Annotated in this window: 11 protein-coding genes; 5 read left to right on the top strand and 6 right to left on the bottom strand. The window is 58.4% G+C overall.

Going from position 1 to position 12829, the window contains the following annotated elements:
* The first annotated feature begins 53 nt into the window (after positions 1–53).
* Positions 54–701 (top strand): HNH endonuclease, encoded by a 648-nt coding sequence (locus tag IEX84_RS13585; protein ID WP_188873105.1) that lies wholly within the window; start codon positions 54–56, stop codon positions 699–701.
* A 736-nt stretch (positions 702–1437) separates the two neighbouring features.
* Complete coding sequence (gene orc4 / locus IEX84_RS13580; protein ID WP_049908454.1) at positions 1438–2670, top strand: DNA replication protein Orc4; 1233 nt, start codon at positions 1438–1440, stop codon at positions 2668–2670.
* Between the two features lie 139 nt (positions 2671–2809).
* Here the strand turns inward: orc4 and IEX84_RS13575 are convergent, their stop codons facing one another.
* The 3 genes from IEX84_RS13575 to IEX84_RS13565 all read right to left on the bottom strand — a co-directional run bounded on the left by IEX84_RS13575 (position 2810) and on the right by IEX84_RS13565 (position 7832).
* Positions 2810–4978, bottom strand: coding sequence for a type B DNA-directed DNA polymerase (locus tag IEX84_RS13575; RefSeq protein WP_188873104.1), 2169 nt, complete (start codon positions 4976–4978; stop codon positions 2810–2812).
* 241 nt (positions 4979–5219) lie between these two features.
* Positions 5220–6524 (bottom strand): RNA-guided endonuclease InsQ/TnpB family protein, encoded by a 1305-nt coding sequence (locus IEX84_RS13570; protein WP_188873103.1) that lies wholly within the window; start codon positions 6522–6524, stop codon positions 5220–5222.
* A 324-nt stretch (positions 6525–6848) separates the two neighbouring features.
* Positions 6849–7832, bottom strand: a complete 984-nt coding sequence (locus IEX84_RS13565) for a formate/nitrite transporter family protein (protein WP_188873102.1) — start codon at positions 7830–7832, stop codon at positions 6849–6851.
* A 463-nt stretch (positions 7833–8295) separates the two neighbouring features.
* On the opposite strand from IEX84_RS13565, the gene IEX84_RS13560 reads away from it, so the two are divergent.
* Entirely contained in the window at positions 8296–9054 is a 759-nt protein-coding gene (locus tag IEX84_RS13560; protein WP_188873101.1) for a potassium channel family protein, read from the top strand.
* Positions 9055–9325: 271 nt separating this feature from the next.
* Here the strand turns inward: IEX84_RS13560 and IEX84_RS13555 are convergent, their stop codons facing one another.
* The 3 genes from IEX84_RS13555 to IEX84_RS13545 form a co-directional block, all read right to left on the bottom strand.
* The gene (locus IEX84_RS13555) at positions 9326–9631 is read right to left on the bottom strand and encodes a hypothetical protein (RefSeq protein ID WP_074878720.1); all 306 of its coding nucleotides are present in this window, start codon (positions 9629–9631) and stop codon (positions 9326–9328) included.
* Positions 9632–9633: 2 nt separating this feature from the next.
* The gene (locus IEX84_RS13550; protein WP_188873128.1) at positions 9634–10473 is read right to left on the bottom strand and encodes a hypothetical protein; all 840 of its coding nucleotides are present in this window, start codon (positions 10471–10473) and stop codon (positions 9634–9636) included.
* A gap of 428 nt (positions 10474–10901) precedes the next feature.
* Positions 10902–11060 (bottom strand): hypothetical protein, encoded by a 159-nt coding sequence (locus IEX84_RS13545; RefSeq protein ID WP_188873100.1) that lies wholly within the window; start codon positions 11058–11060, stop codon positions 10902–10904.
* 535 nt (positions 11061–11595) lie between these two features.
* Here IEX84_RS13545 and IEX84_RS13540 point away from each other — a divergent pair.
* Together IEX84_RS13540 and IEX84_RS13535 are read left to right on the top strand one after the other, a co-directional pair.
* Positions 11596–12147, top strand: a complete 552-nt coding sequence (locus IEX84_RS13540) for a GIY-YIG nuclease family protein (protein ID WP_188873099.1) — start codon at positions 11596–11598, stop codon at positions 12145–12147.
* A gap of 35 nt (positions 12148–12182) precedes the next feature.
* The coding region (locus IEX84_RS13535) for an IS5 family transposase (RefSeq protein ID WP_188873098.1) at positions 12183–12829 on the top strand (647 nt) is incomplete at its 3' end.

The following is a 12829-nucleotide window of genomic DNA, read 5'->3' as shown; positions in this document are numbered from 1 at the left end:
CCCGGACATTCATCAGTGATGCCGGTTGCTAATGGGCGGCGAAAGGCCGACCCATGCCCATCGAAGTTGAGTGTGATTTCTGTGGTGAGACAATCTCAAGACCTCCGTCGGTAGTGGAGCGTGCAGAGCACCACTTCTGCGATAAGACGTGTCAGGGGAATTGGCGGTCTGAACAAAAGGACAATAGAGTCGTCCTCCAATGCGACTACTGTGGGACGGATTTCAAACAATACGAGTGGAATCTCAAAGACGATCAGACAAACCAGTTCTGTAGCAACGAGTGTAGGGGACGATGGCAGATAGAAAATCGTCCACAGACAGAATGTACAAACTGCGGCGAGACAATCGGGCGGATTCAGTACGATATCGAATCAGCTGATCGCCATTTCTGCAGTCGGGACTGTCAGTGGGAATGGCAGCAGGAGACAGCTACCTACGATTGGGAATCAACCCCGAACTATGGACCGCTATGGAAAGAGCGGCGTGAACAGGTCTTAGAGCGAGATAATCGAACCTGCCAGGGGTGTGGTCGTAGCGAAAACGAGCTCGGATATACGCCGCGAGTACATCATATTCGGCCGTTCGCGGAGTTCGATGAGGATGAGGTCGAAGCTGCTCACAATCCATCGAATCTAGTCTCGCTCTGTGAGCCTTGTCACACCAGATGGGAAGGCGTCCCGCTTCGTCCGAAATTGCTCTGAGAACAGGTCCGGAGGAAGATACCTTGCTCAGGACAGAACTCGACGAGATGCCGCAGAGTATGGATGGCCCGTCAACCCGGACGAGTAAAACTCAATGATGGAGGACACCCACCCCACGTTTCCGTCGTAACTGGATGTTGGTGGAGGGGGTGACGCTGATTTCGAAGGGACCACACCCCCCGCGTTTCCGTCGTTTCTCCACGAGGGCGTAGGGAGAGGCTACGATAGTGCTATACAGCCACTAATTCTGTTGACCTAGAACCAATCTAGAGATGAACTAATAATCTAGAGATGAACTAATTTCTGCAACACATAGATTAAAGTGGTATAGCTGAGTAACGTTCATTAAGTGTACTTCGACCAAAGAGGGGGCGAAGTCTTCGCCCCCTCAGATGAAACGATCCTTTCCAGCTGCTTCTGTAGACGGCCAGTATTGGACGGATAGGCGGCTCTCGTCTTTGGTATCTCGTCGTGGACGTCTTCTTCGAGTCCCCTCCCCATCTGTTCGGTGATTACGACGGAAACGTGGGATGTGTGGGTTCGGAATTCGACATCGAGGCGATGCTTCCGTCTACGGGTTTCCTCTCTCACGTCGGAAACACGGCTATATTGTCAGCAATCCAATTCCACCGAATGACGGCATTTTCCGGCTGATATCGGACAAGGAACGTCGGAAACGTGGGGTGGCGTTCTCCACTAGATTTATACTCCCCCCGCTCACACCGTGTGATATTCAATGACGCCCGACTCTTCACCCAGTTCTGTCGACGATCCACTCTTTGAATCCGGGCATCGAATCTTCGCGAACAAGGATCTCCTGAAAATCGGCCACGTGCCGGAGGCTGACCGGATCGTCGGTCGCGACGAGGAAATCTCGAAGCTCGCGAAACGTCTCAACGGTGCTGTCCACGGGTACTCCCCGGAAAACGTGATGATCTACGGGAAAACGGGGACCGGCAAATCTCTCGTTTCAAAACACGTCTGTCAACGAGCTCAAAATGCCGCTCAGGATGGCGTCGAGATTGGAACAGCGTATATCGACTGTGCTGAAGACAATACCGAGACCCAAGCAATCTCCTCACTGGCCGCGAAGCTGAACGATGAATCTTCGACTGGAATCTCCGTTCCACATACCGGCCTCAGTACGTCGAAATACTACAAACTCCTCTGGAAGACGCTCGACGCTCAATTTGATTCTGTGATCATCATCCTCGACGAGATCGATCTGATGAACGACGACAGCGTGCTGATGAAGCTCTCGCGCGCTGAGGAGGCGGGAAAAATCGACTGTAGCGTCGGTGTCATCGCGATCAGCAACAAGATCCAGTACGTCGACAACGTGAACGAGCGTGTGAAAAGCAGCTTCCAGCACAAGGAGCTGTTCTTCAAGCCATACGACGCCAACCAGCTCCGGGAGATTATGTTCAACCGTGAGGACGCCTTCCAGGACGGCGTCCTTTCCGAGGACGTGATTCCGCTCTCGGCGGCCTTCGCCGCGCAGGAACACGGCGACGCTCGGAAGGCGATCGACATTCTTCGCCACGCCGGCGAGGTCGCCTACGAGGCCGGGGCAGAGCAGGTGACGGAGGAACACGTCCGCCAGGCACAGCAGCACGCCGAAAAGGACCGGTTCAGAGAACTCGTGAACGGCGCACCCACGCAGGCGAAGGCGGCGTTGCTGGCGCTCACGGAGCTGAGTGTCAACAGCAACGACGATGCGTTCCTCACGAGCCGGGTGTACGACCAGTACGAACGTATCTGCAACCATCTCGATATGGATATCCTCTCCGTCCGCCGATTCCGCGACATCCTGAAAGAGCAAGCCTTCCTCGGGGTTGTCGAAATCGAGAAGATCAACAAGGGGAGTGCGGGTGGCATCCACCTCCAGAACCGACTCATCGAAGATCCCCAGGTCGTCCGCGAAACGATCCTCGAGGACAGCCGGATGCAGGACTGGACTCGCGAGTAGTGACCCCCTACTACTGAGTGGGTGCGGACGACGGAAATCCGGGGTGGGGCGTGAGGAAACGACGGAAACGAGGGGGGTCGAAAATTACGTCGGAAACGTGGGGTTGGTTCGAAACGACGGAAACCAGGGGTGAGGTCCACTACGACAGTTCGTTGGTGGCTCCGAACGAGGTCAAAACGGCGTCCCTCTCACCGGAGAGCTCCCGGCGAATGTCGGAGCGGTCCCATCCGAGCGGTGAAAGCACGCTCTCGACCGCTCTGACCAGCTGCGTCTCGTAGTACGAGGCGTCGTAGGTCTCGATCTCCTCGTGGGCGAGGGCGACCCGGTCTCGCGAGGATTTGTCGTCGTCGACGACCACGTACTCGATATCCTGGCCCGGGTGGACTGCTAGGTCCTGCTCGCGGGCTCGCTTCAAGGCGGCCACGTTCTGGGTATTCTGTGAGTAGCCCTCCAGGGGCTTCGAGACACGGTTCCGCTCGACGAGCCGCTCTACTGCTACGGTGCCCGCCTGCAGTTCGTCGATAGCTCGTTCGAGACACCCGACCACAGCGTCTGGTGACCGCGTGGCATCGAGCCGGTCAAGACAATCCCGCTGGACGTCCTCGATGAACGGCGGGGTCGAACGCTGTCGGGCTTCGATGCCTCTGATCTTGAAGTCGTCGTCGCCGGCGACCTTCCCGAAGTACTTCGTCAACGCGCCGGCGTCGCTCTCGCGCTGCGGGACGAACGCCACCCAGTCGTAGTGAGCCTCGTGTTCGAGCCGAATCTCGACCTCTTCCGTGATTGCCGTCGCGAGCGTCCCGAGGTCCTCTCGGTCATCGTCGTCGACGTCGGGGTCGGGCGTCACCCAGATCGAGTCAACGATGCCGTGGACGACGCGCCAGCCACCAGCTTCCAGTCGCTGTTTCGCCGTCAGCAGAATCTCACGAGCGAATGCATTAATCGCCTCGTGACACTCGATGCGGCCGAACTTCGCGTTGCTGAACCCTTGATAGCCGAAGCAGGCGACGAGAATCCACTTCAGCGCTCCCGACCGTCCCTCGAGCTCCGCCAGCCGGTCCTCGCCGGGGTCGTCTCGTTCCTTCTCGCGACGGATGGCCGCCTTGATCTCGTCGCGAGCGTCGATGATCGGCTGCAGCACGTCGACGAGGTAGCCCCGGTCGTCGCAGATCGAGTACCCGAGGCCGGGGACGTCGTCGCGGTCGCTGTGGCAGCTACACCGGATGACGTCCGGTGAGACGTTTCTGGTACAGATGATGTTCGGGTACAACGAGGAGAAGTCGAGTTCGTGGACGTTCTCGTGGAGGCCGACCTCGGGCGCGAAGATGAACCCGCCGCGGTCGGCGTCATGGAGCGTCCCCATCGGCTTGTAGAACTCATGTCGCCAGGAGTTCCACGGGACGAGGACACCGCGGTCGTTGGCCTCACAGATCTGGATCGCCGTCAGCACGTTCCCGATCGACGCCCACGCGAGCTCCTGGACGGGCTTGTTCGAGCGCGACACGAGGTCGAGGACACCGTCGAGGTTCGTCTCCCCGTAGAAGAACGTGTTCGACTCGTCGATGATCGCCCGCCCGGGGACGTTGTACCGCGCCGGCGAGTGACCGACGCGGCCGTAACTCGAGTACGTCGACCGACTCGCGAGCTGCTGGTAGTCGACGCCCGGCCACCGACTCAGCGAGAAGTCGTCGACGCCGGCGGCCGTCGCCATCTCGTACAGGGTCGGGACGATCTCGCTCGTCGAACAGACCAAGACGTCCGGATCGTGTGCGTCGAGCGCCCCTTGGACGGCGGTCAGGATATCCGTCGGCGAGCCGGTGACGGTGTCGCCGGCGACGGACAGCTCCCCATAGACGTCGTTGCTCGTTTCGGTCACCGGGACGCTGAGCCGGAGCGTCGACAGCTCGCTCGCCGGCGTCGGATCGGCGCCGGTCTCCAGACAGTATCGGAACTCTCGCGAAAAGTCGACGTTGAAACAGGCGAGATCTCCGACTGGATAGTCCGACAGCTGACGCGCTTGCCGGGCGAGTGGAGTGACGCGGTTGATGTGGACGACGTCGACGGCGAGGACGGCCTCCTCGTCTCGTCGAAAGCCGGGGCGTCGCGTAACCATCTCGGTCGCGACGACGTCCGGGTGCTGGTCGTACACTGACTGGAGTATCGTGAGGTCGAGGTCGGCATCAGGGTCGCGAGCGGCGACGTAGAAGCGTGGGGTGTACTTGTCTCGTTCTGTTACGACGGCACCGTCGGTGGTCGCCTCCCACTCTAGAACGCGGCCTTCGTCCAGGAAGTCGATTGTGAACGGCATTCCTGTAGAACAAATAGGTGGTATTCCGGATAACCGATGGCGTGTCACTTCCGGATTTCAGAGAACGATGTTCTCTCTCGCAACCATCTCGGTCACGTCGACGACGGATGTTGGTCGTACACCGACTGAGGGACCGTAAGGTCGAGGTCAGCCTCTGGGGCGTGAGGGAAGACGTAGAAGCGTGGGGTGTATTGACATCCTCCCACGGCTGAACCGTGGGATTCCTCCGGTGAGGCTGTGGTTATACCGTCCCCACGGAGGCAAGTTTCCCGTCGCCGGTACTCCGGTCTGTGCGCTCCTCGTTGGGACTGGCCCTCTCGGGAGAGCGTGGTGACTCCGACCAAGTGTGGTCGTCCCACGTGAGGCGCACGGGCCATGCCATCGACCCTGTCTCGAATTCAGTGCCAGTCTCCAGTTCAAGAAACGTCCGTGAGGCGTCGAGATCAGCGTGGCTCTCGTGTCCACACGAACACCGAAACACGTCGCCATACCGCTCTGTCTCCACCTGCTCGCCACACTCGACACAGGTTGCCGTCGTGAACGCCTCTGACCGCTCTTCGACAAAGATTCCGTACTCCTCGGCAGTGTCTTTGAGACGATCGACAAACGAGCGGTGTGCCCAGAACTGGTGGGTCTTCTCGTTGACTTCTGGGTGCCAGTGTGTCGAGAGCACGTCAGTGAGGTCGCCCACATACACCGTTGCTACGCCCTCATCATACAGCCGTTCGATCAGATCACGACAGAGTGCTTCCTGCGCGTGGTCACGGCGACGCGTTCGCTTACGGTACAGTCGGCGAATCCGCTGACTGCTGTACCGACCCTCGCGAAGTTTAGATTGTAGACGGGCGATCTCTTCGGTCGTCTCACGGAAGTCAGCGAACAACTCGCGACCCTCGTAGAGGAACCGTTTGCCGGTCGTCGTCGTACAGGCGACGAAGTTGTTTGCGCCCACGTCCAGAGCAGCCGATTCGTCGGCTAGTGGTGAATCCCGTTTCGAATCTGGTACTGTGACGGGCTGAAAGGCTCTGAACGTGTCGCTCACTTCGTCGTACTGTATTTCCAACTGCCCTTTCTCGCCGTCCCACTTCCGGCTCCCAACAAGTTCCAGACGGAGTCGCTCGTAGTATCCGAGTCCGTACTTCTCTTTCAAGTCTTGCCCTACGGGGATCTCGACTCGACTCCGCTCGCCGAACTCAAGCGTGTACTGGTCGTTCCGGATAAACGTACGCAGCTCACGTCCAGCGTCTTCGCTACCCCAGTAACCGGGCGGAGCGGCATCCCCACTGTCTTCACGGGCAGCGAAGAACGACTTCCACGCCGACTTATTCTTGCGGATTACTTGTTGAGCGGTGGCTGAGCCGAGGACACCGACGTACTGTTTCCGGTAGTCGGCGGTGTCCCACACTGAGTTGCCATCAAAGAACTGTTGGCGACGTTCGTAGTTGAGTTCGTTCCAGAGACTGGCGGAGGCGTCCAACAATTCGCGGAGTAGCCGCTCGTCGCCGTCAGTAAGCGGTCTGACCGCGAAGGTGTTGGTTCGCCTCACGACAACAGTTTCTTGTCCTTTTACGAGTAAAGGTCTTTTGGACGATGAGACCAAACATCGACATCAGCCACACGCTGGCTGGACGCGTGAAGGACTACAAGGAGGCTGCCGATATGGACAGTCTGAGTGAGGCGTATCGAGAGGTGATCGAAGCGGGGTTGGAAGCGGTGGAACGTCCAGACGAGTCGTAGTCAGTGAATAGACCAGGCCGGCTCTATTGAAACTCTCTGCCGCTGATAGTTTACTGAGGCCGTGCTGAATACAGAGCGCATATTCAGCACCACCCCACAAAATGGAGAGTTGCAGGTTGTCTATAGTACAACGTCACCTAGTTGTGTCGGATTCCTCCTCGGGTCCACCACCGTTTTCCGGTAACTGGATGCCCGGTCTCGGCGTTTCGAACGGGCGACCGCCTTTCAAACTGAACAGCATCTCCCGGCTCGACAGAACCCGAATCTCCGGATACCGGCGTCTCACGGCTTGCGCGTAGCTCGCGAGCGCGACCAATACGACGCCACCAGTCGTGTTGCCAAGCAGGATCGGAAGCCAGAACTCATAAATCAGGGTGAGTACCCCCGGACTCGGCGTCTTGAGAAACACGACGAAGAGTGCTTCAGCGCCCGAACTCACGACGTGGTACAGGCCGAGGACGGGAATCGTGTAGAAGACGAGATAGGTGATTACGACACGCGAGATCGTGTCTCGCGCAGCCGTATGGAGCCACACCACGCCAGCAACAAGCCACCCCGCGAACAGGGCCTTGAAGAACAGGTCCCACCAGCCCAGTTCGAGGCCGTGCTGGAGGAATTCGGCTCCGACCTCCATCTCTGCCGGCGTAAGTACGTGCGTGTTTGCGAGGATGAACGCGCCGAACGCGGCACCGATGACATTCGCCAGCAGGACAACGCTCCACATGCGTAACAGCAAGGGGAGACTGGCCAACCGGGTCAGCACCAGCTTGACCGGTGGGAGAGTGGTCTCGGTGTACAGTTCGTACCGTCCGAGAATGATGTACATGAACCCGATCGGATACAGCACTGCGGCGAGGAATCTATTGTTTGGGAACGTCGCGGTCCCGACCGTGTAGCCGATGAACGTCAAGACGATCGCGAAGCCGGCGGTGAAACCGCTGAAAAACAGTTCCGAGAGCGTGCTGGCGATTTCCTCGTCGGCGGACGCGAGCAGCCTTTGATGGATTTCATTCCATGAGAAGCGATCACCGAGTGCCCAGCCCGCTGCCGGGACGCCGGAAGCAGCCCGGTCCTGGGATCGGACGCCTGGTGGCGAGTCCTCGGATTCGTCGCTCATGAATACCCTCCAGACAGCAACTGCTGTGGTTCGACTGTATCCGGAGTCGGGTCCGCTCGTCGGATCTGAATAATCCGCGATCCCGGACTAAGATGAAATGGTGGTACCATAATGTCTCTCCCCGAGTATAGGTGATAATGTGTAGCATTATAAATTTATCAGCGGCAAGCGGGAGACGGCTACCGGCGTTCGGACGTATGGCGTTCCGTTATCCCGTGCATGTGAGTCAGGGCCAACTAACTGGTGACTATTCCTCTGAAGCTGCCATTCTGTTGACTACATCCTCTATACTCAGCACGCGACTCTTGACAGTGTTCGGTGAGGTCTCTGCAATCATGCTGAATAGAGGGCGCGAATCGGTCACTGGCACAGCATCCAGTATGTGCGAGTCGGATTGCTCAGAACAGAGCGTGTAGTTCGTGTGAGTGCTGACGTTTACAAATACGGGAACTCACATCGAAGTATGGTTGCCACGTATCCAATACTGTCACTCCTGATCATCTTCGCGCTGTCACTGTTGATTGTGCGTACTGGCTCGATCGCGCTGGAGATGAACGGCCTCTCACCGGATGTGGCCTCCTTTCAGGCCACGTCAGCATTCTCTGGAGCGGGATATACGACCGAAGAGGCTGAACAGGCTGTCACCACGGCTGGCCGCCGAAAGACCGTGAAGGCGCTCATTCGGCTCGGCAGCATTGGAATCATCGGTGCGATTTCGTCGCTTGTGCTTTCGTTCACGCGTACTAGTGGCGATAACCTGTTGGGATTACTGTACATTCTCGGTGGTGTCGGTGTAATCGTCCTGTTCGCACGAAGCCGATGGTTCAACCGCCTCGTCACACCACTTATTGAGTGGGCACTTAGTAAGACAACAGAGTTGGAGGTCACGGATTATGTCCAGTTGCTCGGGTTGCAACGCGAGTATCGTGTGGCGGAGGTGGATGTCGAGGCGGGGGATTGGCTGGCTGAGAAGACGATTACTGAACTGGATTTACCGAGCGAGGGGGTGTCGATACTCGGCATCCGCCGGGAGGACTCATACATCGGGGCGCCGCAACCAGATGTGGAGACGAAACCCGGAGACACACTCGTCCTCTATGGGAAACGAGACCGTCTCAAAGAACTGTCAGGCCGCCTCAGTGGAGAGACAGAGGCCCGAGAAGATGCTGTCGAAGACCACGAAGAAACCCTCGAAGAGCAAGAACAACTCATTGAACAATAAGCACTCCCTTTCTAGCGGATGGTTCAGTAGAGTGTGGTGAAATGAACGGACTCGCCATGCTGAACTCACCCTCTATATTCAGCACGCGATACCTGTCAGTCCTTGAGGGTTTCAACAGAGCCACCAGGCCATATTGGCGCTCAGACCACCCCTGAAGATATTGGCTCCGCTCCCTACGTATCATCGCGCTCGGTCGCGACGGCGCCGTCGGCAGTTGCCTCCCACTCCAGGACGCGGCCGTCGTCCAGGAAGTCGATACTGAACGGCATCGTCACGGGTTCGCGTCCGGTGGGGCGGCCTCCTGGTCATCGCTCGTTGCGACCGCGGCTTCGAGCTCCTCGAGACGTTCTTCGTGGTCGTCGAGGCGGGCCTCCTGTTCGAGATCGATGCTGAGCAGCGCCGGCAGCAGCGGATTTTGGTGGTTCAACAGCCCGCTCGCGTCGGCGTGCTCGCGGGCGTACTCGAACAGCCGGTCGAAGCGCGGCTGGTCGCGACGCCGCAGTGCCCGGCGGAACTCCGCCCAGCGCTCTTCGATGGCCCGGAGCGCATCCCGGTATGTCGGGTTCGTCCGCCCCATCGCTATCGGCCTCCTGTCCCGGTCGCGGTCCACGCGTCGAGCAAGGGGTCGGCGGTGGCCGCCACTGTCTCACCGTCAGCGGTGACGCCCGTTCCGACGCCCTCCGGGGTCGGCGTCGACGGCGCCGGCGTCGTCGGTTCCACGCCGACCTGCGTGGCGCGTGCCGCGAGCAGCTGCCGCCAGTACGCGAACGTCGTCTGGTAGTACGCGCCGTCGTCGACGGGATAGACGAGCGTCTCGAAGTCCTCGCCGACGACCCGTGGCCCCATCCGGGTTTGCTCACACTCGAGGTGATGGTCGGCGACCGTCGCGACTGGCTCGGTGAATTCGTTTCGTTCGTTTCGCGTAACGAGCACCGGGATGTCGTACCCCTCGGCGTAGGTTGCCAACCGAGCGAGAGTTCGAGCCTGGAGGGTTTTCGCGTGAGTCTCGCCAAGGGTATCGTCGGCGCGGTACTGGGCGTCGACGGCCGGCACGACGATGAGGGCGGGCGTGTGGGGCGACGTGTCCTCGTCACGACTTGGTTCCCCTCGACCGGCCGCCCCAGAACCGGCGGTGGACGACTGGATTACCTTATTCACCGCTGACGGGAGACTACAGACGGCGCCGTAGTGCTGGTAGGCGGTGAATCCGCGTGCCACGTGGATTCGGTTGAGCAACCGTTGACTGGGCGCGATCTGAGCGAGTGTCGTCGTCGTCGCGTGACCATTTGCGTCGACCCAGAAGGCGGGCCCGTCGTGCAGGAGGAGATGGTCGAGTACGAGCGACTGCAGGATTGGGACGCCGCGGCCTCCCTCGATGTCGAGCAGCGTGATGCCGTCGCCGAGTGACGGCAACAACATCCCGTCCGTAGCCGGATCGGCCTGGTCAGCGAGGGACCGATTCCGGTCGGCTCCCCGTGTCGGCTGGTCCACCGTCAATCGGTTCGACGTTGAGTGTTCTCCCATACTCGACTAAAGGTCCACATTCCCGATAAGCCGCGGCGTGTCGCTTCCGCGTTTCAGGAAACTCGATGTGATCCCCTCCAATCCCGGTACAGTCCCGAGTAGTCTCCGTTTGGATCCTGTTTCCGAGAATAGTTCCTGAATCGAGCGTACTTCGTGTTAACCAACACCCGGCCGTATTGACGGCGGTGTGTTGGTTAAACCTACCCAGCTGCAGTCTCGAGCCTGACTGCTCGGAATGTTAATGCTCAACACCACGTTGGAAAAGGTGCTCTATGAGCTATCCACGAACCCACGTCGACCACCGAAACCCCGACCACCACGAGTCAATGCACCCAACTCGAAATATCGTGAACGCCCACGTTGTTGTCGGGGAATTCCTCACTTCGCGGTACCACGAGGCGCTTCAAACTGTTCTCCATCCCCTCGGCGAGTCTCTGGACACCAAAGACCAACATGCGCTCAACGACCTTGGCATCGTCCATGCGAATGGTTCCTTGAACGAGCTTTCCCCTATCGTTCGCACATACGTCAAACTCGATGAGTATTGGACACGTACCCATCGTACTGCGCTCAACGAACTATTCGCTGATCGACGTGCTCACGTCCTGAGTTGCTGTACGCGGTTCCTTTCTGAGTTCCCTCGACACACTCTTGAAGCCGAATCTGGCCGTTCCGGAACTGCGCTGGATACTACCCTTGCTCCGCTTCTCGAGTGCGGATTTCTCTCACACACAGATGATGAGAAAACCCCATACTCTGTTGATGAACACCACGCGCTATATCGACCGACTGAACGGCTCTTCGACGCACTTCTTGACCAAGCAGCTGTTCTCTGTGATCTTCTGCCCCCGACCGAGCTCTAATCGGTCGATTCGAGCCTTTTTCGCTTTGTAGAAATCCTCTTGGTCACATACTATCTACGGTGAAGCAGCCGGTAAGTGGGCTTGCGTACCGACTTTTGTCAAGCTAGACGCCTGATACACCCACCTATTATACAGCTGTCTGCCAAGTCCAAGTATGGACATTTCCGAGCTCCCCGAGGCGTTCGACTTTGTGGACACACTAACTTTGGAGCGGAACAAGGCAGGAGAGGTCGACCTCAAGATGCCGCAGCCTCGCTACAATAAATCCGACCAGACTCCACTTCACGAGTATGGGTGGGGACCGTTCTGTAACTTCTATGCCGACACCTCCGACTACAAGGACGTCCCTGGAGTCTACATCTTCACTGCGAACCACGAAGTCGTGTACATCGGGAAAACCGTAGACCTCCACCGCCGGATCCAAGCAGATTACTCCAATATCTCCCCGAGGAACTGTTTCAAAGGTGGTCAAGGGACAAACTGCCGAATCAACAATGCGATTCTCGAGGTCGTTCGTAATGGAGGTCAAGTTGGACTGTGGTTCACAGAGACGGAATCACACGGACAAAAAGAGGCGGAGTTAATCGACGACCACGATCCGTCGTGGAACGAGCAACCTCCCACTACATTCCCCACAGAACAGACTACTGCTGTCGGGTCTAATGGCTGTGTTGAATCATTAGACGGCGTCGGGGTGGGGCGCTAAATCAAAGGAGTTGAAGCGGAGAGATTCGGTTGCCTATGACACAAATCTCCCGCTTCACTGGTGAGATTGTGCCGATTGCCCAAGTTGTTACCGGTGATGGAGACGAATCCGCCGCCCCGGAAGGTGGCGGCGGATTCGCCGACTATGCCCTTGTTTCCCTGCATTGTCTGCGGATTTACCTCGACACGTCCTACCGAATGACGATTGACCTGTTGAAGGAGATGCCACAAATAACCGGGGAGATCGGCCTCAACGCGGCCGATCTCCCCTCGCCCTCCACCTTGTGTAAAGCATTCGACCGGATCAGTATGAGCGTCTGCCGAGTGCTGCTGCGCCAGTCGGCGCAGCTGCACGACCCCTCGAAACACGGCGCGATCGACGCCACATTCTACGAACGCTCGGCTGCGAGCCGCCACTACTGCCAGCGAACGAGCTATCGCGTACAGAAGCTAAAAGTCACGAAACTCGTCGATACAGACTCTCAAGCCGTCCTCGACATTCACTGCTCAACGACTCGGGAAGGAAGCGATGCAGACCTCGCTGAGCAGATCGCCCGCCGGAATGCGGGCGATCTGCGGTCTCTTGCCGCCGATAAAGGCTATGACAAGCAGTCGCTCCGCGAATCCCTTCGTGACCTCGGGATTCGCCCGCTCATCAAACATCGCATCTTCGCACCATACGA

Origin of the sequence: Halarchaeum rubridurum, assembly GCF_014647115.1 — an archaeon.
Taxonomy (GTDB): Archaea; Halobacteriota; Halobacteria; order Halobacteriales; family Halobacteriaceae; genus Halarchaeum; species Halarchaeum rubridurum.
The sequence above is the reverse complement of the archived record's forward strand: the minus strand, read 5'-3'. Positions and strand labels throughout refer to the sequence as shown.